This is a genomic window from Pseudacidovorax sp. DMC4 (assembly GCF_056314265.1).
This window is the reverse complement of sequence record NZ_JBQUYR010000002.1, coordinates 359,556-381,888: the sequence shown is the minus strand read 5'-3', so window position 1 is coordinate 381,888 and position 22,333 is coordinate 359,556. Positions and strand designations below refer to the sequence as shown.

The window sequence follows — 22,333 nt, the reverse complement described above, 5'->3', positions numbered from 1 at the left end:
CGGGCGGGCGACCGGCCGACCCAGCCGACCCAGGCTCAAGGTGTCGGCGGCTTCTTGATGGACGCGCCCGGCCGGATGCTGTCCTCGAGTTCCGGATCGAAGAGCTGGAAGTCCGGCGGCACCGGGTCGAAATCGTTCGGCACGGTCAGCGCCGGATCGGCTTCGTGTGCGGCGGGTGGCGCCGGCTCGGCGGGGAGCGTGCGACCCTTCAGCGCCTTGGGGATGGTGTCGATGGACGACGCTTCCAGGTCTGAAAGGTCGAAGTCGATCGTGCCGGGCGGCGGCCCTGCCACGACAGGAGTCGCCGCGCCCCCGCCTGTCCCCGCCGCCAGCGGCAGCGGCGCGGTCGGCGGCTGCGAGACGGCCATCGGCGCCAGCAACCCCATCGCCGAGGTCGTCCCGGCATCGCTGGCCATCATCATGCTGCCGTTCGCGATGCGCTCCTGGGCGGCGCCATACAGGGCCAGCAGCTCACGATACGCGGGCAGGTCGAAGGGCGAGCGGCCCTGCGAGTCCACGGCCTGGAACAGGAAGCCTTCGATGACGCCCAACACCTCCCGGCGCGGCCACGCCTTCTCGATGCGCTCGACCGCCTCGGGATAGGCCGCCAGCGAACGACCTTCGTCCAGGAAGTCGTCATAGGCCGGCAACTCGAGCCCCAGCGCCTTGCGGCATTCGCGCCGTGTGGTGTCGTAATCGGCCTTGCGCCCCTGGGAATGCAACAGCCGCAGCAGTTCCATGTACATGAGCGGGCTGGTGACGCCGTACTCGTCCAGGTGATCGGCCAGCACGCCGACGGCCTGATCGAACTGCCCGAGCGACAGGCAGAACTCGGCCTGCTGCTGCACGTCGAGCAGTCTGTCGGCGCTCACCGGCTCGGGCCCATCCGGGGGAAGCGTGGAAATGGTGTCCGGCCCCGGGTCGGCCGCCACCGCCACGGGGGCAGGCGTGGCACCGGCGCCCGCGATATCGCCGGCAGCGGCGACGGCTGCCAGGCCAGCGGGCTTGATTGGCGGATCCGCAGGCAGATCGGCATCCGGCTCCACCTCGCTGGGCTGCCACCAGGATGCCTCCGCCGCCTGGCGCCTGGCACGGCGCCACAGCACGCCGGCCACGGCGAGCAGCACGGCCAGCAACAGCAGCAACGGCCAGAGCCACCACGGCCTTTCCGAGGCGGCCTCGCGGGCCTGCGCCAGCTCGGTCCTGAGGCTTTCGATGGTGCGGTCGCGCTGGGCCATCTGTGCGCGCAGCGCCGCGCTCTGGCGGTCGGCGGACTGCGCGTCCTGGGGGGCGCTCGCCGCACCGGCCGGCGTGGCGGCGGCATCGCTCGCACCACCCTGAGGCAGTGGCGCAACGGCACCGGCCTCGATGTTCCTCAGCCGGGTGGCGATCTTGAGCCAGGCGGGCGGCAATGTGTAGTCGTCTGCAGCGCCGGACGCGGCAGCGATGCCGGCAGCACCGGCGGCCGCAGCCGCTGCGCGGGGATCGAGCGCATCTACACGCAGCCGTCCGCCGGTGGTGACCGCGGGGGTCCGCGGTGCGGCCCGGACCGCACCACCGGCACGTGGCGCCGGTGCGGTGTCGCGCGTGCGCGCGCCGGTGGAGGCACTGCGCCCCTCGGTGCTGCGCGCCCCGGAGCGCGGCGGCTGAGCACCCATGGGCGGCAGCGACGCGCCCAACGCTCGCTCGGCGCGGTCGGCATCGATGGCCGAAACCGGGGGCGGGTCGGCCAGCAGCGCGAACTCACGCACCATCGTGGCGCCGCAACCCACACGCACATTCACTGTGATGACCGGCTCGTCGATCGGCCGGGTGGTGCGGATGCGCAGCCAGGGCGCGTCCGGCGAACGCCCCGGCTCCACGGTGGTGCCGAAGTCGCGGTCGGAGAGCGTGGCATCGCCCAGCTTCACACCGACCGAGGGACACGCACCGCCGCTGCCCTCCAGTTGCACGGGCACGCGCAGATCGAGCGGCTTGCCGATCCACACCGCCCCTTCCGGCCGGCCGATCGTCAACGCCGAGGCGGCAACGGGAAGCACAAGCCCCAGTCCGAGTACAAACGAAGCAGTCGATGCAGGTTTCGGAGGCACAGCGGGGCGTCGAGGGGAAGTAAAAGGTTTAAATATTTTCACACCACCCTGACGTTTATGAACAAACAAGATGCATATTTCTAACAGGGCTGGCGCCTCCGCCCCGCATCCCGACGCAATTGGCCTCGCCTCGACGCCATTTCCCCCGCATTGCGACACCCTCCCGACGATGACAATCGCCGGGTTTTTTGTATTTCTGGAGACAACTGCCATGCCTCTTTCGCCCCGGCCCGACGCTGCCACGGAGCCTTCCCGATGAGCGCGGAATTGAAGAGCACCACGCAGGGCCGCACGATGGTGCTGACCCTGTCCAATCCTGCCCAGCGCAACGCGCTCGGCCCCGAGATGTATGCCGCCGGCGTCGAGGCCCTGTACGGCGCTGGCAGCAATGCCGAAATACGCTGCGTGGTGCTGGTCGGCGAAGGCCGCTGGTTTTGCGCAGGCGGGTCACTGCAGCGGCTGCAATCCAACCGGGAGCGCGATCCCAGCGTGCAGGCCGAAAGCATCGACGCACTGCACAACTGGATCGAGGCCATCCGCAGTTTTCCGAAGCCGGTGATCGCCGCCGTGGAAGGTGCCGCCGCCGGCGCGGGGTTCTCGTTGGCCATGGCGTGCGATCTGGTGATCTCGGCGCGCGATGCCGTGTTCGCGGCGTCATACAGCAACGTTGCCCTGTCCCCCGATGGTGGCCTCAGCTGGCATCTGGCGCAGTGGCTGCCGCGACAACTGGCCACCGAATGGCTGATGAACGGTGAGCGCATCACCGCATCGCGCCTGCACGAACTCGGCCTGGTCAACACGCTGACCGAGACCGGCAATGCGCTGGACGAAGCGATGGCCCTTGCCCAGAAGCTGGAGGCCCGTGCTCCCAATGCGCTGGCCAGCATCAAGGAGCTTCTGGGCGAGGCCCGGGGCCGCACGCTCGGCGAGCAGTTGGGCCAGGAGCGCGAACACTTCGTGCGCAACCTCCACCATGCCAACGCCGGCATCGGCATCGGCGCTTTCCTCGGCAAGACCACGCCGAACTACCAATGAGCATGCTGGTCGCCCCTGCGACAAGCCCGCAAGATCCAGTCACGCAAACGACACGCCATGGATGACCCCATTCTTACCATCGAAGAACGAGAAGCCATCAACAGTGGCCGCTGGTTCACTTCACTCTCCCCTTCGCTCCGTCACGACATCCTCCGATGTGCCTTCGTCAAACGCTACAAGGACGGCGACCTGATCGCCGCACGGGGCGATCCGCCAGACCAGTGGATCGCCTGTGCGAAGGGCGCGGTGCGTGTGAGTTCGACGGCGGTCTCGGGCAAGCAAGTGACGCTGACGTACGTCGAGCCGGGCATCTGGTTCGGGGACGTCGCGATGTTCGATGGCGACCGGCGCACGCACGACGCCTATGCGCATGGCGACACGACCATCCTGTGCGTGGCACGTGCGGACTTCAACAAGATCCTCACCGCCCACGTGGAGTTGTACGAGGCGCTGATGCGCCTGCAGGCGCGACGCATCCGCACGCTCTTTGGCCTGGTGGAAGACCTGAACACCCTGCCCCTTCGGGCGCGGCTGGCCAAGCAGCTGGTGCATCTGGTGCGCAGCTACGGCGTCCCCAATCTGGCCGACGGAAGCCAGACGCGCATCGGCCTGCAGCTGGCACAGGAAGAGTTGGCGCAATTGCTGGGTGCCTCGCGTCAGCGCGTCAACCAGGAACTCAAGACGATGGAGCGCGAGGGCGCGATCCGCATCGAGCCGGCGGGGCTGGTGGTGCTGGACCGCGACGCGCTCACCCGCATCTCGCAGGCGGACAGCTGAGCGCGCCGTGCGGGGCGCGACAGGGCCGCCCCGCTCCCTTTCAAGAACAAAGAAAAAGCCAAGAGACATGAGCCAGGACTTCAGCACCTTCGTCGGCACCCGCGCGGTGTCCTCCCAGCATGCGGTCGACGTGCAGGCTCTCGAAGCCTGGCTCACCACGCACGTGGAAGACTTCAAGGGCCCATTGAGCATCGAGATGTTCAAGGGCGGCCAGTCCAATCCCACGTACAAGCTGCTGACGCCCGGCCGTCAGTACGTGATGCGCGCCAAGCCAGGCCCGGTGGCCAAGCTGCTGCCCTCGGCCCATGCCGTGGAGCGCGAATACAAGGTGATGCATGGCCTGGCAGGCTCCGATGTGCCCGTGCCGAAGATGCTGGCCCTGTGCGAGGACGAATCGGTGATCGGCCGCGCCTTCTACGTCATGGAGTGCATGCAGGGCCGCGTACTGTGGGACCAGACGCTGCCCGGCATGTCCAATGCCGAGCGCACCGCGATCTACGACGAGATGAACCGCGTCATGGCGGCGCTGCATACGGTCGACTTCGCCTCTCGCGGCCTGGGCGACTACGGCAAGCCCGGCAACTACTTCGAGCGCCAGATCGGCCGCTGGAGCAAGCAGTACAAGGCCTCCACCGATGGCGCCGGCGAGTTGTCGCAGCCCATCGACGAGATGGAGCGCCTGCTCGAGTGGCTGCCGGCCAACATTCCGGCCAGCGCACTCGATGCCTCGAAGGTGTCGATCGTCCACGGCGACTACCGCCTCGACAACATCATGTTCGCGGCCGATCAGCCGCGCGTCATCGCGGTCCTGGACTGGGAGTTGTCCACGCTGGGCCATCCGCTGGCCGATTTCAGCTACCACTGCATGTCTTGGCACATCCCGGCAGGCACCTTCCGCGGCATCGGCGGGGTGGACTTGGCGCCTCTCGGCATTCCGTCCGAGAAGGACTACGTGCGCCGCTACTGCGAGCGCACAGGGCTCACCACCCCCGAGGCGCTGGCGCAGGACTGGAACTTCTACCTCGCCTACAACCTGTTCCGTATCGCCGCCATCCTGCAAGGCATCGCCAAGCGGGTGGAAGCCGGCACCGCCTCCAGCGAGCAGGCGGTCAATTCCGCCAAGGGCGCCCGTCCCATGGCGCAGTTGGCCTGGCAATTCGCCCAGCGCGCCTGAGGACAGCGCCGCTTTTCACGACCCGACACCCACCACCGGAGACAGCATGGAGTTCGATTTTTCCCCCAAGGTCAAGGACCTGCAGAAGCGCGTCAGCGACTTCATGGACGAGTACATCTTTCCGGCCGAGGCGGAGTATGCGCAGGAGATGGAAGCCAATACGGCCGCCGGCAAGCGCTGGACGCCGCTGCAGGTGATCGAGCGCCTGAAAGACAAGGCCCGCGCCCAGGACCTGTGGAACCTGTTCCTGCCCAACGATACGGCCGAGTTGGCCAAGAAGAAGGGCGGCGGCCTCACCAACATGGAGTACGCGCCGTTGGCTGAGTTGATGGGCCGTGTGCCATGGGCATCCGAGGTCTTCAACTGCTCGGCGCCCGACACGGGCAACATGGAGACCATCGCACGCTACGGCTCCGATGCGCATCGCGAGCAATGGCTGACGCCGCTGCTCGACGGCAAGATCCGCTCGGCCTTCGCCATGACCGAACCCGCCGTGGCCTCCAGCGATGCCACCAACATCGAGACCCGCATCGAGCGCCAGGGCGACGAGTACGTGATCAACGGCCGCAAGTGGTGGATCTCGGGCGCCGGCGACCCGCGCTGCAAGGTCTTCATCACCATGGGCAAGTCCGACCCGGAGGCGCCCAAGCATTCGCAGCAGAGCATGGTGCTGGTGCCCGAGGGCACGCCCGGCATCAAGATCCTGCGTCCGCTCAACGTGATGGGCTACGACGACGCGCCCCATGGCCACATGGAGATGGTGTTCGAGAACGTGCGCGTGCCGGCCAGCAACATCCTGCTGGGTGAAGGCCGAGGCTTCGAGATCGCCCAGGGCCGCCTAGGCCCAGGCCGCATCCACCACTGCATGCGCCTGATCGGCCTGGCCGAACGTGCGCTGGAGCTCATGTGCCGCCGCGCGTCTTCCCGCGTTGCCTTCGGCAAGGCCGTGGCCGCGCAGACGGTGACGCAGGAGCGCATTGCCGAAGCACGCTGCCGCATCGACATGGCCCGCCTGCTGACGCTCAAGGCCGCCTGGCTGATGGACGTCGCCGGCAACAAGGTCGCCAAGACGGACATCGCCATGATCAAGGTGGTGGCGCCCAGCATGGCCTGCCAGGTGATCGACTGGGCAATGCAGGTGCATGGTGGCGGTGGCATGAGCGATGACTTCCCGCTGGCCTATGCCTACGCCAATGCCCGCACGCTGCGCTTCGCCGACGGCCCGGACGAAGTGCACCGCAATGCCATTGCGAAGTGGGAACTGGGCAAGTACGCGGCGGACAAGACGCCGATCGAGCCGCCCGTCACGCGCTTCTGAGTTCAGGGCCGCACAGAGACAAGAGCCGCTGCAGCCTCGACGGGCTGCAGCGGCTTTTTGCTTCCAGGGTCGCGTCACTGCCGATCGAGCGCGATCACGCGCGGACGGCAGCAGGCGAGCTAGAGCTTCTTCTGAAGGAAGATTGCCTTGCCGTACGCCGGGTCGAGCTCGTAGCCATCGAAACCCGCGCGCCGGTAGGCGTTGAGCGCGGGCGCATTGCCCGAAAGCACTTCCAGCGTCAGCTTGCAGGCACCGCGCCGGCGGGCCTCTTCCTCCACGGCAGCCAGCATTGCTGCGCCACGCCCTGCCCGCGCGCATGCGCCAGCACCACCACGTCGTGGACATTCACCAGCGGCCGGCAGGCAAAGGTGGAAAAACCTTCGAAGCAGTTGATGAGCCCGACGGGCTCGTCCTGCGCGTCATAGGCCAGAACGCTGAAGGCCTGCGGGCGGGCTGCAAGGGCGGCCGGCAACTGGCGTTTGGCTTCGGCGTCCAGCGGTTGCCCACCACCGGCCGGATCGCAAGCATAGGCATCGAGCAGCCGCACCAGCGCGTCGGCCTGCTGCGGATCGAGGTAGTCGACGAGGTGGGTGCGCATCAGACAGGTTCCAAGGGACGATAGGGTTGTGCAGGCAGGACGACGGTGATCGCGTCACCGGCGGCCACCGAACCACCCGCGGTCACGATGGCCATCACGCCTGCCTTGCGCACGGTATGGCCCTCGGCATCGCGGTCCAGCACTGCGGCCATCAACCCGGGCTGGAAGCGGTCGATCTGCTTGCATGGATTGCGCAGGCCCGTGAGCATCAGTTCGGCGCTTGCGCCGATCCGCAGCCGCGTGCCGGTCGGCAGGCTCAGAAGGTCCAGGCCACGCGTCGTGATGTTCTCACCCATTTCGCCGGGAAAGACCGGAAGCCCCTCGGCAGCAACTCGTCGAACAGTTCGGCATGCAGCAGGTGCACCTGGCGCAAGTTGGGCTGCTGCGGATTGCGGGCCACGCGCGAGCGGTGCTTCACGGTCTTGCCCGCATGGGCATCCCCTTCGACCCCCTGCCCTTCGACCAGCACGATGTGGTCCTCCTCGAACTTGGAGAAGCCATGCACGGTGCTGGCGTGGACGGCCGCGACGCGCGCCTGCATGTCCGCCGGCTCAGGCGACGGCGACCGTGGCCGCAATGCGCGAGGCCAGCGCGTGGGCGCGTGCCTCCTCGGACGCTTCCACCATCACCCGCAGCAACGGCTCCGTGCCGCTGGCACGGATCAGCACGCGGCCCTGGTCGCCCAACTCGGTCTCCACGCGGGCGCTTTCCTCGGCCAGGGCTTGATTGGCCTTCCAGTCCTGTCCAGGGGCGAGCCGCACGTTGACCAGACACTGCGGGAAGAGCTGCACCTCGGCCAGCAGCTCGGCCATGCTGCGCCCCCGACGCACGATGGCCTGGAGCACCTGCAGTGCGCTGACCAGGCCATCGCCGGTGGTGTGCCGGTCCAGCGCCAGCAGGTGGCCCGAGCCTTCGCCGCCCAGCAGCCAGCCGCGGCGCTCCAGCTCTTCCAGCACATAGCGGTCACCCACCTTGGCGCGGACGAAGTCGATTCCGGCCTTACGCAAGGCCACCTCCACCGCCTTGTTGGTCATCAGCGTGCCGACCACGCCTTCCACTGGCGTGCCGCGTGCCACGCGGTCCATGGCCATCAGGTACAGCAGCTCGTCGCCGTTGAACAGCCGCCCCGACGCATCGACCATCTGCAGGCGATCGGCGTCGCCGTCGAGCGCGATGCCGTAATCCGCACCCTGCGCCTTGACCTCGGCCACCAAGGCGCCGGGATGGGTGGCACCCACGCCCTTGTTGATGTTGAGTCCGTCGGGCCGCACGCCGATGCTGGCCACATCCGCACCCAACTCGTGGAAGATGTTGGGCGCCACCTGGTAGGCCGCGCCGTGCGCTGCGTCCACCACCAGGCGCATGCCGCGCAGGCTGAGGTCGGTCGGGAAGGTGCTCTTGCAGAACTCGATGTAGCGGCCCGCGGCATCGCTCAGCCGACGGGCACGGCCCAACCCGGCGGAGTCGACCCACACGGGCGGCTCGGCCAGCGCAGCCTCAACCTCGGCCTCCCACTCGTCGCTGAGCTTGGTCCCTTGCGCGCTGAAGAACTTGATGCCGTTGTCGGGATAGGCGTTGTGGCTCGCGCTGATCACCACGCCAAGACTGGCTCGCTGGGCACGAGTCAGGTATGCCACGCCCGGCGTCGGCAAGGGCCCCAGCAACAGCACGTCGACGCCCGCCGAGTTGAAGCCGGACTCCATGGCCGACTCCAGCATGTAGCCGGAAATGCGCGTGTCCTTGCCGATGAGGACGGTGGGCCGCGCCTCCTTGCGCTTGAGCACGCGCCCCACCGCATGCGCGAGGCGCAGCACGAAGTCGGGGGTGATCGGGGCCTGCCCCACGGTGCCACGGATACCGTCCGTGCCGAAATACTGTCTGGTCATGTGTCGGGTTCTTGTTGTTGTGGTCGAGGGGCCGGAGTCTGGGCCCGCATGGCTGACCACACGGCCAACCCCTGCACCGTCTCGCGCACGTCGTGCACACGCAGCACGCGAGCGCCGCGGTCGGCCGCGAGCACGGCAGCCACCACGCTGGGCAGGGCGCGTTGTGACGCCTCCGCCAGGCCGGTGACGACACCCAGCGCAGATTTTCGCGACCATCCCGCAAGAATCGGGAAACCAAGTTGCGCGAAGGCCTGCTGGCGGGCCAGAAGTGCGAAATTCTGCTCAACGGTCTTGCCGAAGCCCACGCCAGGGTCGATCACGATGCGCTCGGCGGCCACGCCCAAGGCTTGAAGCTGACGCGCCTGTGCCGCCAGAAAGTCCATCGACTGAGCCACGGCGTCGCCCTCCATGGGCGCCACCTGCATGGTCTGCGGATCGCGGTGCATGTGCATCAGACAGACGCCGCAGCGAGGATGGCCCGCCACGACCTCGCGGGCGCCTGGCTGCCGCAGGCTCCAGATGTCGTTGACGATGTCCGCGCCCAGGTCGAGCACGGCCTGCATCACCTGCGGCTTGTAGGTGTCGATGGACAGCGGCACACCCAGCCGGACCGCTTCGCGGATCACCGGCATGACCCGTCGAAGCTCTTCCTCCAGCGGCACGGCGGGACTTCCGGGTCGGGTGGATTCACCACCGATGTCGAGAATGTCGGCCCCTTCGGAAAGGAGTTGTTCGCAGTGCGCCAGCGCAGAAGACACATCGGCATGCGAGCCGCCGTCCGAGAAGGAATCGGGCGTCACGTTGACGATGCCCATCACCAGCGGCCGGGCCAGATCCAGCTGGAAGCGACCAGCCTGCCAACCAAAGAAAACGGGGCCCGAAGGCCCCGTCTGCGTGCCGTGTTCGGCCGGCATCATGCTGCGGTAGGCGCCGGGTCGGGCTTGACGGCCGGAGCGCCACCGCTGCCGCCGCCACCGGAGGACGGCGTGCGCGGCGTGAAGTCCTTGGGCGGACGCGGCTCGCGGCCAGCCATGATGTCGTCCAGCTGCTCGGCGTCGATGGTCTCCCATTCGAGCAGGGCCTTGGCCATGGCGTGCATCTTGTCGCTGTTCTCCTCGATCAGACGGCGCGCCAGGGCGTACTGCTCGTCAATGATGCGGCGCACTTCCGAGTCCACCTTCTGCATGGTGGCTTCGCTCATGTTGGTGGTCTTGGTCACCGAACGACCCAGGAACACCTCGCCCTCGTTCTCGGCATAGACCATCGGGCCCAGAGCCTCGCTCATGCCGTACTTCATGACCATGTCGCGGGCCAGATTGGTGGCACGCTCGAAGTCGTTCGAAGCGCCGGTCGTCATCTGGTTCATGAATACCTCTTCAGCGATCCGGCCACCGAACAGCATGCTGATCTGGTTCAGCATGTACTCGCGGTCGTAGCTGTAGCGGTCGTTCTCGGGCAGGCTCATCGTCACGCCGAGCGCACGACCGCGGGGGATGATCGTGACCTTATGGACCGGATCGCACTTGGGCAGCATCTTGCCGATCAACGCATGACCGGACTCGTGATAGGCCGTGTTGCGGCGCTCTTCCTCGGGCATGACCATGCTCTTGCGCTCGGGGCCCATGAAGATCTTGTCCTTGGCCTTCTCGAAGTCCTGCATCTCCACGACGCGGGCATTGCGGCGGGCCGCCATGAGCGCGGCTTCGTTGCACAGGTTGGCCAGGTCGGCACCGGACATGCCAGGCGTGCCGCGGGCGATGATGCTCGGGTTGACGTCCTGGCCTACCGGGATCTTGCGCATGTGCACGCTCAGGATCTGCTCGCGACCCCGGATGTCCGGCAGCGTCACATAGACCTGGCGGTCGAAGCGGCCGGGGCGGAGCAGCGCAGCGTCCAGGATGTCCGGGCGGTTCGTCGCAGCGACGACGATCACGCCGAGGTTGGTCTCGAAGCCGTCCATCTCGACCAGCATCTGGTTGAGAGTCTGCTCGCGCTCGTCGTTGCCGCCGCCCAGGCCCGCGCCACGCTGGCGGCCGACAGCGTCGATTTCATCGATGAAGATGATGCAGGGCGCGTTCTTCTTGGCGTTCTCGAACATGTCGCGCACACGCGCCGCGCCCACGCCGACGAACATTTCCACGAAGTCCGAGCCCGATATGCTGAAGAACGGCACCTTGGCTTCGCCGGCGATGGACTTGGCCAGCAGCGTCTTGCCGGTGCCCGGAGGGCCGACCAGCAGAAGGCCTCGGGGAATGCGGCCACCCAGCTTCTGGAACTTCTGCGGGTCCTTCAGGAAGTCGACGACCTCCTTCACCTCTTCCTTGGCCTCGTCGCAGCCCGCGACGTCCGCAAAAGTGACGGTGTTGTTGTTCTCGTCCAGCATGCGCGCCTTGCTCTTGCCGAAGCTGAAGGCGCCGCCCTTGCCGCCGCCCTGCATCTGGCGCATGAAGTACACCCACACGCCGATGAGCAGCAGCATGGGGCCCCAGCTCACCAGCAGCGTCATGAGCAACGAGCCCTCTTCGCGCGGCTTGACGTCGAACTTGACGTTGTGGTCGATGAGATCGCCGACGAGGCCTCGATCCAGCACGGTGGCGTTGGTGCGGATCTTCCGGTCGTCGTTGGTGATGGCGGTGATTTCACCACCGGCCAAGCCTTCGGGGATGACCGCGCTCTTGATCTGATTGTTGCGGACCTGCTCCAGGAACTCGGAGTAGTTCACCGTGCCGGATCCCATGGCGCCCCGGGTGTCAAATTGCTTGAACACCGTAAAAAGCACCATGGCGATGACCAGCCAGACGGCGATCTTGGAAAACCACTGATTGTTGTTCAAACGAAGCTCCAGTCGTAATGCGCGGTGGGACACGCGCCATCGTGAACCCTTGCACGATGCTAATTGACGGTTATTTTAGGCTTTTCAAGCTGCGAAAAAGACCTACACGCCTATGACGCCCATAGGGCCAGCACGGTTACAAAATTCGAATCGCACTGAAGCTGCGGCGCATCAAGACTTCAGTCCGATCCCCACGAGGAAGGTTTCCGACGAGCGGTCCCGCGACGACTTGGGCTTGTGGGGCTTCACCACCTTGAACGTTGCCTTGAACAGGCGCACCAGCGGGTCGTAGGCGGCACCATGAAAAACCTTCGTCACCAGGGCCCCTTCAGGACGCAGGTGATGGAGCGCGAAATCCAAGGCCAGTTCCACCAGGTTCTCGACGCGCGCCGCGTCCGCCGACTCGATGCCGGACAGATTCGGGGCCATGTCCGACACCACCAGATCCACCGGCCGCCCGGCGACGGCAGCCTCCAGCTGCGCCAGCACCTCCGGCTCACGAAAGTCCCCCTGCAGGAAGACGACGCCTTCGATCGGTTCCATCGGCAGGATGTCCAAAGCGATCAGCGTCCCGTCCAGCGCACCTTGCGCCGCGCCCACGGGTGCCATGCGCCGGCGCAGGTACTGGCTCCAGGCACCCGGTGTGGACCCCAGATCCACCACCACCTGCCCCGGCCGCACCAGGCCGAAGGCTTCGTCGATCTCCTTGAGCTTGTAGGCCGCGCGGGCGCGATAACCCTCCTTCGCGGCCAGTTTGACGTAAGGATCGTTGACGTGATCGTTGAGCCAGGCCTTGTTGACCTTCTTGCTCTGGGTGCGGACTTTCATGCGGGCTCGATAATACGGGGATGCCCGCCATTCAACTGACTCCCGCACAGCGCAAGGCGCATCGTGCGGACGCCCACCACCTCGACCCGATCGTCATGATCGGCAGCGACGGGCTCACCGACGCCGTCAAGAAGGAAGCCGACGCGGCCCTCAAGGCACACGGTCTCATCAAGATCCGCGTCTTCTCCGACGACCGCCTCGCCCGTGAAGCCATGCTGGGCGAGCTGGCCGATGCCCTGGACGCCGCGCCCATCCAGCACATCGGCAAGTTGCTCGTGCTTTGGCGTCCCAAGCCGGCCAAGACCCGCGGCGAAGAGGACGAGGACCGCATGCCCGGCCCGCGCGACGTCAAGATCCTCAAGTACAGCAAGCGTGGCGGCCAGCGGCCGGAGGTCAAGATGCTGCGCGTGCTGGGCAACCAGCGCCTCACGCCCGGCGGACTGGTCAAGCGCGCCAAGCCCAAGCAGAAATCCATCAAGAAGCGGCAGGACTGACGCGTGAGCGCGATTTCAGCCGCCAGCGCTGCCGATGGCGCGCCGGCGGAGAGCCAACGGCACATCCTGTGCATGAAGTGGGGCACCAAGTACGGGCCCCACTACGTCAACCGTCTTTATGCAATGGCCCGCCGGCACATGACCGGCGACTTCAGCTTCGTCTGCCTCACGGACGACGACCGGGGCATCCGCCCCGAGGTGCGCTGCCTGCCCATCCCGCAACTGGCAATGGAGCTCAAGCCCGGCCAGCCCGACCGTGCCTGGCGCAAGCTCACCACCTTCGAAGCGGACCTGCACGGCCTGCGCGGCACGGCGCTGTTCGTCGACCTCGACGTGGTGATCGTCGGCGGCCTGGATGCCTTCTTCGAGCAACCCGGTGAATTCCTCATCATCCACGACTACCCGCGCTTCTGGCGATTCGGCGAACGGGTGACGGGCAATTCCTCGGTCTATCGCTTCGAGCTGGGTGCCCATGCGGACGTGCTGGCGTACTTCCGCGCCCACATGGACGAGGTGCCGCGGCAATACCGCAACGAACAGGCCTACCTGTCTGCCTTCATGCATCGCCAGGGCAAGCTGAGCTACTGGCCAGCCGAGTGGTGCCCGAGTTTCAAGTACCACAGCATCCCGCCCTGGCCCACCAACCTTTGGAAGGCGCCCGTGGTGCCGCCCGGTGCCCGCATCGTCATCTTCCATGGGGAATGCAATCCGCCGGACGCGCTCGCTGGCCGACGTAACCGGCGCTTCCGGCATATCGAGCCCGCCGCCTGGGTCGACGAGCACTGGCGCGAATAGCCGCGCCTGCGCGGGTCTCGTTCAGCCCGCCGCGTCTGCGCCCACGAGCGACCGCCCCGTGAGGCGCGTGAGGATGCCCAGCGGGCTCGCCGCATGGTCGTACTCGCCGCCGGCGCGCAGGAACAGGGTCTGCTCCATCATGTACTGGCCCGACATCGCGGCATGCGAAGTCTGGTCCGAAAAGCAGACCCAGGTCGAGCCTGCCGGGAAGTGGACGGTCTGCTGCGGCGAGTTGCGCTGGTAGTCCAGGTCACGCTTCATGCCGTCATGCAACTGGAGCATGAGGTGGTCGTACTCGCTGCGCAGCGACTTGGTCACATGCAGCGCCGCCAGCGCCTTGGCCTGCCAGAGCGCATAGGGCTTGGCGCGCGGCAGGAATGTGCGGGCGACGGTCTCGAACGGCTCGCCCACGCGCCAGACGCGCTCGCCACCCGAGGGATGGATGTTGGTGAACACGCGCAGGATGCGCTCGCCCCGGTTGGGCCGCGAGGGGAAGGCATCCACGTGCAGCCGGCGGTCGTCGGCGCGCCATGACTGCTCGCGGCTCTCCACCTCCGAAGGACGCAGGCTCGTGGGAGCCAGCCGCAACTTGTGCTGGTAGCCAGGCAGCAGCCGCGCGATCAACTCCTGCGACTGGACCCGGAATCGGCCCATCCAGGCGGTGACGGCGGCCTGGACGGCGTCCTCGCCCGCCAAGCCTTTGAGTCGGCCGTCGGCATCGAGGCTGATGTTGCGGGACTTCGGATCGCGCATCTCGGGGCGAAGCAGCGCCTGCTCCTCAGCTTTCAGGCCGAAGCCGAGGTGCGGGAAGTACAGCACCTTGCCGGACTCGAGCGCGGCGGTCCATTCCGGGTTTTCTTGCAACTGCCCCACGGACGAGGCAGTGATCTCGATGATCTGGGAATCCATGGTCATTCTTGATGTTGTTATGACCGGCCATGGTGCCACCAAGTGGCGGGACGCGCCTTCGCTAGGCTCTACGCCACAGGGTTGCACCCGCACACAGCCATTGCGCTGCGTACATGGCCGTTCCCACGCCGTGCCACAGGCGAAGGTTCTCGCGCGCGACGATCCGCGGCGCGACGGCGTACTCCACCAGCAGGGCCAGCAGCAAGCCGCCGAGCATCAGCATCACCACGCCTGGGGGCGTCTCCGGCTCGCCCTCGTCCCGGCGGCCCATCGCCACCAGCATGAGGAGCACGCAGCCCACGGTGATCCAGGTCTGGGCGGAGAACAGCTTGGCCGCGGTCGCCCCGGCGAGCGCGGGCGTGGGCAGGTGCATGAACAGCAGCGGCACAGCAACGAAGCCGATTGCCGTGAGACTGCCCCACCAGAGCCCGGCGGCCATCAAGGCCACCCGCGGTTTCCAGGCCATGTGCTCAGGCGTAGCTGACGCCGACGATCTCGTAGCGCTTGACACCACCAGGCGCCTGCACCTCGGCCACGTCGCCTTCTTCCTTGCCGATCAGGGCACGGGCGATGGGGCTGGAAATGTTGATCAGACCCTGCTTCAGGTCGGCCTCGTCCTCGCCGACGATCTGGTACTTGACGGTGTCACCGGTGGACTCTTCCTCGAGCTCGACCGTCGCGCCGAAGACGACCTTGCCACCGCCGTCGATTTCGGAAGGATCGATGACCTGCGCAGCAGACAGCTTGCCTTCGATCTCCTGGATGCGGCCTTCGATGAAGCCCTGTCGGTCCTTGGCAGCGTCGTAGTCGGCGTTCTCGCTCAGGTCGCCCTGGGCGCGCGCCTCGGCGATGGCGTTGATCACGGAGGGACGCTCCACCGTCTTCAGGCGATGGAGTTCTTCGCGCAGCTTTTCTGCGCCACGCTTGGTGATGGGAATGGTGGCCATGTCCGTCGTCGTTCTGGTCTGTCAAAGAAGCCCGGGCGGCCCATCCCAAGGAGGGGCTGCCCCACCGATGCGCGACGCGCACAGCGGCATGGGCCGGCGGCAAAAAAGAACGACACCGCCGGGCCGGAGCCGGGCGGTGTCGGTCATTCGATTATGCCGGCTGTTGCGGCCGGGTCAAAACCCGCACGGACGAGGCAGGCGATCCGGTGACATCAGTCGCGGCCCGCCTCCTCGATCTTCGCGGCGAGCAGGGACGGATTGGAAAAGCACAGCTCATGGCTGCCCGCGCACTCCACCAGCCGGAACAGCCCCAGCCGCTCGGACAGACGCGGATGCCACGGCAGGCTGTGCGGCAGCGCGGTGTCCTGCTGGGCATTGAGGTAGCTCTTGCCCACCTCCAGTGCAGCCAGCGGCTGCGGCAGGACGGCCGGTTCGGTGAACGTGCGGTAGGGGTGCGGATTGAGCAGCGCATAGGTGCTGCGCGCCAGAGCCTCGTCAGCGTCGTTGATGAAGGATTCGCGCCAGATCGGAAAAGGCAGCATCACCGCCTGACCATTGGCCGCCGCCACGCCGTCGAAGAGTTCTCGGTAGTGTGGCGGCACCATGTCGTTGAGGCATTGCCCATCCAGCGGCACGAAGGCGTTCCAGTAGACGAGGCGACGGATGCGCCCCGGAAGCCGGTGCGGCATGTGGCTGATGACCATGCCGCCGTAGCTGTGTCCTACGAGCCGGACGTCCTTCAGATCCTGCTGCTCGATGAAGGCCGCCAGGGAGTCGACGGCATCGGCCAGGCCGATGACGGATCGGTCGTCGCCCGGACGATTGCCGGCCAACGTGGGACAGTGGACGACGTGGCCGCGCTCACGAAGGAATTGCGCGGTCGCTTCCATCTCGGCGCCGGTGTGCCAAGCGCCATGCACGAGAACGTAGGTGTCTGCCATGGGGTTGCTCCATTCGATGATCAAGGCAGCCGGCCGCAGGAAAAAAACGGTGGCCGGCGCAGGGCTGACCTTAGAGGGCCGGTGGGGCCCGCGATGGCCTGCAAGAGCCACATGCATGGACGCCCCGTGCCATGACGACCGCTGTGCAGCACGACCGCCGCAACCCGGCTCAGCTGGCGCGACCCGATCCAGCCGCGCGACCGCGCGCGACGAAACGCCCGCAACTCAGCGCCTGCGACGCCAGGCCGCCGGCGTCGCCCCGACACTCCGCTGGAACTCACGCACGAAGTGCGACGCATCGGCGAAGCCGCAGCGCCGGCCGATTTCGCCAACGCCCAGATGGGCAAGCCGGGGCTGCGTCAACAGCGCCTGCGCCCGCTCGATGCGCAGGGACCGGAGCGTGCCCGCGAAGGTGCCGCCCGCCGCGGCAAAGGCGCGATGCAGCGTCCGCAGCGAAACGCCTGCCCCGTGGGCCAGCACCTCGGCCCGCAGGCCCGGCTGGTCGAGTTGCGCGCGCATCAGGGTCAGCAGCCGGCCGTGCAGGCTGACGCAGGCGCCCTCCTCCGCCCGCGGCGGCTCGAAGGCCGCGCCCATCAGTGCGCCCAGGTGCTGCGCGAACATGGGCGCGGGCATGGCGGCCGCGGTGTCCGGATCGCGCGCGAGCTGCACCAGCAGCGCCCCCAGGCTGCGGCCCCAGCCCTGGTCGTGCCATGCCACGCGGGGGCCATGCGCCTCCGGCCCGCTCAACCATTGCGCAACCCAGGCCCGTGGAAGCTGCACCGACACGCAATGCACGCCCTGCGGAAAGTGCAGCTCGTACGGCACCGCGGCATCGACCAGGGTCGCATCGCCAGGACGCAGATGCGCCACCTGGCCACCCTGGCGCACATGCCAGGGCCGGTCGGCCTGACCGATCAGGTAGAAATGGGAACGCCGGCTGCGGGCAATGCCGGCCGGCGTTCTGTAGACATCCTGCGTGGACGCGATGACCTGGTTGACCGAGATTTCCTCGACGTCACGGCTTGCGAGCTGCCCGCCGAAGGCCTCGGCCTCGCGCGAGCTGCAGTCCATCTCGAGGAAGGCCTCGCAGATCGCGCCGACCCAGTAGTCCAGCCGCTCGTTGCATTCGACGGCCTCCGTGCTCCAGAGGCGTCGGTGCTCGGCGATGGCATGCGGTGCGGGCGGCATGCGCGCACTCTAGCGAGCCGCCCGTGCCATGCAAGCGGGCGAGCCCCAGGGGATCGCTCGCCGCGGCGGTCAGGCGCCGGCCAGCTCCGCGTGCATCTCCTGCACCGAGATCACGCCCAGGTCCTGCAGGTGCTGCATGCCCTCGACAGCCGCTTCGGCGCCGAAGATCGTCGTGATGGTCGTCACACGGGCCAGCAGCGCCGAGGTGCGGATCAGGCGGGAATCGGTGATGGCGTTGCGGCGCTCTTCCACCGTGTTGATGACCAGGGCGATCTCGTTGTTCTTGATCATGTCCACGATGTGCGGACGGCCTTCGGTCACCTTGTTGACCACCGCGCAGTTGAGGCCCGCCGCCTGGATGGCCGCGGCCGTGCCCCTGGTGGCGATCAGCTCGAAGCCCAGCTTGGCCAGGCCGCGGGCGCATTCGACCGCACGGGCCTTGTCGTTGTTCTTCACCGAGATGAAGACCTTGCCCGACTTCGGCAGGATGGTGCCGGCGCCCAGCTGGCTCTTGACGAAGGCCTCGCCGAAGGTCTTGCCCACGCCCATCACCTCGCCGGTGGACTTCATCTCCGGCCCGAGGATCGGATCGACGCCCGGGAACTTGACGAAGGGGAACACCGCTTCCTTGACGCTGAAGTACGGCGGCGTGACTTCCTTGGTGACGCCCTGGCTGGCCAGCGACTGGCCGGCCATGCAGCGCGCCGCCACCTTGGCCAGCTGGATGCCCGTGGCCTTGCTCACATAGGGCACCGTGCGCGAGGCGCGCGGGTTCACTTCCAGCACGTAGATCACGTCCTGGCCATCTTTTTCCTGGATGGCGAACTGCACGTTCATCAGGCCGACCACGTTCAGCGCCTTGGCCATGGCGGCGCTCTGGCGCTTGAGCTCGGCGATGGTCTCGGCCTTGAGGCTGTACGGCGGCAGGGAGCAAGCGGAGTCACCCGAGTGCACGCCGGCCTGCTCGATGTGCTCCATCACGCCGCCGATGAGCGTTGCGCCCTCGGCATCGCGGATGCAGTCCACGTCGCATTCGACGGCGTCGTTCAGGAAGCGGTCCAGCAGCACCGGCGAGTCGTTGCTCACCTTGACGGCCTCGCGCATGTAGCGCTCCAGATCGCGTTGCTCGTGCACGATCTCCATCGCACGGCCGCCGAGCACGTAGCTGGGACGCACGACCAGCGGATAGCCCAGCGACGAGGCCTTTTCCAGCGCCTCGGCCTCGGTACGGGCGGTGGCGTTGGGCGGCTGCTTGAGATTCAGTTCGCGCAGCAGCGCCGAGAAGCGCTCGCGGTCTTCCGCAGCGTCGATCATGTCCGGCGTGGTGCCGATGATCGGCACGCCGTTGGCCTCCAGGTCGAGCGCGAGCTTCAGCGGCGTCTGGCCGCCGTACTGCACGATCACGCCGGTGGGCTTTTCCTTGTCGACGATCTCCAGCACGTCTTCCAGCGTCAGCGGCTCGAAGTACAGGCGGTCGGAGGTGTCGTAGTCGGTCGAGACGGTCTCGGGGTTGCAGTTGACCATGATGGTCTCATACCCGTCCTCGCGCATCGCCAGCGCCGCATGCACGCAGCAGTAGTCGAACTCGATGCCCTGGCCGATGCGGTTGGGACCGCCGCCGAGCACCATGATCTTCTTGTTGGTCGTCGGCTCGGCCTCGCACTCCTCGTCGTACGTGGAGTACATGTAGGCCGTGTCGGTGGCGAACTCGGCCGCGCAGGTGTCCACGCGCTTGTAGACCGGGCGGATGCCCAGGGCGCGGCGCTTGTCGCGGATGGCCTTGTCGGTGGTCTTGAGCTGGCGCGCCAGGCGGCGGTCCGAGAAGCCCTTCTGCTTGAGCACGCGCAGCGTGTCGGCGTCGATGTCGTCCAGCGTCTTGGTCTCCAGCTCGAGCTCGATCTTCACGATCTCCTCGATCTGCACCAGGAACCAGCGGTCGATCTTGGTCAGCTCGAACACCTCGTCCACGCTCAGGCCCTGGGCGAAGGCATCGCCCACATACCAGATGCGCTCGGGACCGGGCTCGCCCAGTTCCTTCTCGAGCACTTCGCGGTCCTGGGTCTTCTCGTTCATGCCGTCCACGCCCACTTCCAGGCCGCGCAGCGCCTTCTGGAAGGACTCCTGGAAGGTGCGGCCCATGGCCATCACCTCGCCCACGGACTTCATCTGCGTGGTCAGGCGCGAATCGGCCTGCGGGAACTTCTCGAAGGCGAAGCGCGGGATCTTGGTGACCACGTAGTCGATGCTGGGCTCGAAGGAGGCCGGCGTGGCGCCGCCCGTGATCTCGTTGCGCAGTTCATCGAGCGTGTAGCCCACGGCCAGCTTGGCCGCGACCTTGGCGATTGGAAAGCCCGTGGCCTTGGAGGCCAGCGCCGACGAGCGCGACACGCGCGGGTTCATCTCGATGACGATCATCCGGCCGTCCTTCGGATTGACCGAGAACTGCACGTTGGAGCCGCCGGTGTCGACGCCGATCTCGCGCAGCACCGCCAGGCTGGCGTTGCGCATGATCTGGTATTCCTTGTCGGTCAGCGTCTGCGCCGGCGCGACGGTGATGGAGTCGCCGGTGTGCACGCCCATCGGATCCAGGTTCTCGATGGAGCACACGATGATGCAGTTGTCCGCCTTGTCGCGGACCACTTCCATCTCGTACTCCTTCCAGCCGAGCAGCGACTCTTCGATCAACAGCTCGTTGGTGGGCGAGGCTTCCAGGCCGCGCTTGCAGATGGTCTCGAACTCTTCCGGGTTGTAGGCGATGCCGCCGCCGGTGCCGCCCAGTGTGAAGCTGGGCCGGATCACGGTCGGGAACCCGACGCTCTTCTGAACCGCCCAGGCTTCTTCCATGCTGTGGGCGATGCCCGAGCGCGCCGAGCCCAGGCCGATCTTGGTCATCGCGTCCTTGAACTTCAGGCGGTCTTCGGCCTTGTCGATGGCCTCGGGCGTGGCGCCGATCAGCTCGACCTTGTACTTGTCGAGCACGCCGTTGCGCCACAGGTCCAGCGCGCAGTTCAGCGCCGTCTGGCCGCCCATGGTGGGCAGGATCGCGTCGGGGCGCTCCTTGGCGATGATCTTCTCGACCGTGGGCCAGGTGATGGGCTCGATGTACGTGACGTCAGCCGTGGCCGGGTCGGTCATGATCGTCGCGGGGTTGCTGTTGATCAGGATGACCTTGTAGCCCTCCTCGCGCAGCGCCTTGCAGGCCTGTACGCCGGAGTAGTCGAACTCGCAGGCCTGGCCGATGACGATGGGGCCGGCGCCGATGATGAGGATGCTCTTGATGTCTGTGCGCTTAGGCATTCACCGCCTCCGCCTTGTGTTTTTCGATGAGGGCCGTGAAGCGGTCGAAGAGGTAGCCGATGTCGTGCGGGCCGGGCGATGCCTCAGGGTGCCCCTGGAAGCAGAAGGCCGGCTTGTCGGTGCGGGCCAGTCCCTGCAGCGTGTTGTCGAACAGGCTGATGTGCGTCGCACGCAGGTTGGCGGGCAGCGTCTTCTCGTCCACCGCGAAACCGTGGTTCTGGCTGGTGATGGAGACGCGGCCGGAGTCCAGGTCCTTCACCGGATGGTTGCCGCCATGGTGGCCGAACTTCATCTTGAAGGTCTTGGCCCCCGAGGCCAGCGCCATGATCTGGTGGCCCAGGCAGATGCCGAAGGTGGGGATGCCGGTCTCGATCAGCTCGCGCGTCGCCGTGATGGCGTAGTCGCAGGGCTCCGGATCGCCGGGGCCGTTGGCCAGGAAGACGCCATCGGGCTTGAGCTTGAGCACGTCGGCCGCAGGCGTCTGCGCCGGCACCACCGTGATGCGGGCGCCGCGCTGCGCCAGCATGCGCAGGATGTTCTTCTTGACGCCGAAGTCGAAGGCCACGACATGGAAGCGCGGCGTGATCTGCACGCCGTAGCCGGCGCCCAGCTTCCACTCGGTCTGCGTCCACTCGTAGGTCTGGCGGGTGGAGACCACCTTGGCCAGGTCCAGGCCGGCCATCGAAGGCGCCGCCTTGGCGGCGGCGATGGCGGCGTCGATGCGTTCCTGCGTGGGCGTCTCGCCGGCGACCAGGCCGACGATGGTGCCGTTCTGCGCACCGTGGGTGCGCAGGTGGCGGGTCAAGCGGCGGGTGTCGATGCCGGCAATGGCGACGGTGCCGTTGGCGGCGAGGTATTCGCTCAGGCTGCGCGTCTTGCGGAAGTTGGACGCCAGCAGCGGCAGGTCCTTGATGATGAGCCCGGCGGCCTGGATCTTGTCGGCTTCGATGTCTTCCTCGTTGACGCCGTAGTTGCCGATGTGCGGATACGTCAGGGTGACGATCTGCTGGCAGTAACTGGGGTCGGTGAGGATTTCCTGGTAGCCGGTGATGGCGGTGTTGAACACCACCTCGCCGACTGTGGTGCCCGGGGCACCGATCGACTTGCCGAGAAAGACCGTGCCGTCAGCGAGCGCCAGGATGGCGGGCGAAAAAGACCCTTGGAGGGACAAAAGCACTGGGTTCTCCGGATAAGACGGTCGCCCAAGGTTCGTGGCCGCGCTG

General features: G+C 67.0%; 20 protein-coding genes and 1 pseudogene. 6 read left to right on the top strand and 15 right to left on the bottom strand.

Translation table 11 applies throughout. From position 1 onward, the window contains the following. Positions 1–35: 35 nt before the first annotated feature. The gene (locus tag ACT54X_RS05435; protein WP_476345450.1) at positions 36–2,303 is read right to left on the bottom strand and encodes a hypothetical protein; all 2,268 of its coding nucleotides are present in this window, start codon (positions 2,301–2,303) and stop codon (positions 36–38) included. Positions 2,304–2,345: 42 nt separating this feature from the next. Between ACT54X_RS05435 and ACT54X_RS05430 the strand changes: the two genes are divergently transcribed. From ACT54X_RS05430 to ACT54X_RS05415, 4 genes are all read left to right on the top strand, one after another. Beyond that, complete coding sequence (locus ACT54X_RS05430; RefSeq protein WP_294364857.1) at positions 2,346–3,125, top strand: oxepin-CoA hydrolase, alternative type; 780 nt, start codon at positions 2,346–2,348, stop codon at positions 3,123–3,125. 57 nt (positions 3,126–3,182) lie between these two features. Next, a complete protein-coding gene (locus tag ACT54X_RS05425) occupies positions 3,183–3,902 on the top strand; it encodes a Crp/Fnr family transcriptional regulator (RefSeq protein ID WP_017760000.1) in 720 nt (239 codons plus the stop codon). A 67-nt stretch (positions 3,903–3,969) separates the two neighbouring features. Beyond that, positions 3,970–5,076 carry a phosphotransferase gene (locus tag ACT54X_RS05420; protein ID WP_294364850.1) on the top strand — a complete coding sequence of 369 codons (1,107 nt, stop codon included), beginning with the start codon at positions 3,970–3,972 and terminating at the stop codon, positions 5,074–5,076. 46 nt (positions 5,077–5,122) lie between these two features. Continuing rightward, the gene (locus ACT54X_RS05415) at positions 5,123–6,394 is read left to right on the top strand and encodes an acyl-CoA dehydrogenase family protein (RefSeq protein WP_017759659.1); all 1,272 of its coding nucleotides are present in this window, start codon (positions 5,123–5,125) and stop codon (positions 6,392–6,394) included. Between the two features lie 119 nt (positions 6,395–6,513). Here ACT54X_RS05415 and ACT54X_RS05410 read toward each other — a convergent pair. The 7 genes and pseudogenes from ACT54X_RS05410 to ACT54X_RS05380 form a co-directional block, all read right to left on the bottom strand. Then, positions 6,514–6,992 (bottom strand): annotated as a pseudogene (locus ACT54X_RS05410) (GNAT family N-acetyltransferase). Continuing rightward, entirely contained in the window at positions 6,992–7,288 is a 297-nt protein-coding gene (locus ACT54X_RS05405; protein ID WP_476345446.1) for an MOSC domain-containing protein, read from the bottom strand. The pseudogene ACT54X_RS05410 and the gene ACT54X_RS05405 overlap by 1 nt, the downstream one beginning before the upstream one ends. Then, positions 7,249–7,533, bottom strand: coding sequence for a hypothetical protein (locus tag ACT54X_RS05400; RefSeq protein ID WP_476345444.1), 285 nt, complete (start codon positions 7,531–7,533; stop codon positions 7,249–7,251). The genes ACT54X_RS05405 and ACT54X_RS05400 overlap by 40 nt, the downstream gene beginning before the upstream one ends. A 10-nt stretch (positions 7,534–7,543) precedes the next feature. Further along, positions 7,544–8,878, bottom strand: coding sequence for a phosphoglucosamine mutase (glmM, locus tag ACT54X_RS05395; RefSeq protein WP_294374925.1), 1,335 nt, complete (start codon positions 8,876–8,878; stop codon positions 7,544–7,546). Next, positions 8,875–9,795, bottom strand: a complete 921-nt coding sequence (folP, locus tag ACT54X_RS05390) for a dihydropteroate synthase (protein ID WP_476345442.1) — start codon at positions 9,793–9,795, stop codon at positions 8,875–8,877. The genes glmM and folP overlap by 4 nt, the downstream gene beginning before the upstream one ends. Continuing rightward, entirely contained in the window at positions 9,792–11,711 is a 1,920-nt protein-coding gene (gene ftsH / locus ACT54X_RS05385) for an ATP-dependent zinc metalloprotease FtsH (RefSeq protein WP_294374917.1), read from the bottom strand. Before ftsH ends, folP begins: the two co-directional genes overlap by 4 nt. A 171-nt stretch (positions 11,712–11,882) precedes the next feature. Then, positions 11,883–12,539, bottom strand: coding sequence for an RlmE family RNA methyltransferase (locus ACT54X_RS05380; RefSeq protein ID WP_294374915.1), 657 nt, complete (start codon positions 12,537–12,539; stop codon positions 11,883–11,885). Positions 12,540–12,559: 20 nt separating this feature from the next. Between ACT54X_RS05380 and ACT54X_RS05375 the strand changes: the two genes are divergently transcribed. After that, entirely contained in the window at positions 12,560–13,033 is a 474-nt protein-coding gene (locus ACT54X_RS05375; protein WP_294374913.1) for a YhbY family RNA-binding protein, read from the top strand. A 72-nt stretch (positions 13,034–13,105) separates the two neighbouring features. Beyond that, positions 13,106–13,828 (top strand): glycosyltransferase, encoded by a 723-nt coding sequence (locus ACT54X_RS05370; RefSeq protein ID WP_294374965.1) that lies wholly within the window; start codon positions 13,106–13,108, stop codon positions 13,826–13,828. Between the two features lie 21 nt (positions 13,829–13,849). Here the strand turns inward: ACT54X_RS05370 and ACT54X_RS05365 are convergent, their stop codons facing one another. The 7 genes from ACT54X_RS05365 to carA all read right to left on the bottom strand — a co-directional run bounded on the left by ACT54X_RS05365 (position 13,850) and on the right by carA (position 22,287). Then, positions 13,850–14,737, bottom strand: a complete 888-nt coding sequence (locus ACT54X_RS05365) for a Kdo hydroxylase KdoO (RefSeq protein WP_294374909.1) — start codon at positions 14,735–14,737, stop codon at positions 13,850–13,852. 61 nt (positions 14,738–14,798) lie between these two features. Then, positions 14,799–15,203, bottom strand: a complete 405-nt coding sequence (locus ACT54X_RS05360) for a DUF4149 domain-containing protein (protein ID WP_114804095.1) — start codon at positions 15,201–15,203, stop codon at positions 14,799–14,801. Positions 15,204–15,207: 4 nt separating this feature from the next. Beyond that, a complete protein-coding gene (gene greA, locus ACT54X_RS05355) occupies positions 15,208–15,684 on the bottom strand; it encodes a transcription elongation factor GreA (protein WP_017757706.1) in 477 nt (158 codons plus the stop codon). A 212-nt stretch (positions 15,685–15,896) separates the two neighbouring features. Beyond that, positions 15,897–16,625 carry an alpha/beta hydrolase gene (locus ACT54X_RS05350; RefSeq protein WP_114804094.1) on the bottom strand — a complete coding sequence of 243 codons (729 nt, stop codon included), beginning with the start codon at positions 16,623–16,625 and terminating at the stop codon, positions 15,897–15,899. Between the two features lie 225 nt (positions 16,626–16,850). Further along, positions 16,851–17,813 carry an AraC-like ligand-binding domain-containing protein gene (locus ACT54X_RS05345; RefSeq protein WP_476345438.1) on the bottom strand — a complete coding sequence of 321 codons (963 nt, stop codon included), beginning with the start codon at positions 17,811–17,813 and terminating at the stop codon, positions 16,851–16,853. 69 nt (positions 17,814–17,882) lie between these two features. Then, entirely contained in the window at positions 17,883–21,110 is a 3,228-nt protein-coding gene (carB, locus tag ACT54X_RS05340; protein WP_476345436.1) for a carbamoyl-phosphate synthase large subunit, read from the bottom strand. Beyond that, positions 21,103–22,287 carry a glutamine-hydrolyzing carbamoyl-phosphate synthase small subunit gene (gene carA / locus ACT54X_RS05335; RefSeq protein WP_294374894.1) on the bottom strand — a complete coding sequence of 395 codons (1,185 nt, stop codon included), beginning with the start codon at positions 22,285–22,287 and terminating at the stop codon, positions 21,103–21,105. The genes carB and carA overlap by 8 nt, the downstream gene beginning before the upstream one ends. Positions 22,288–22,333: the final 46 nt, after the last annotated feature.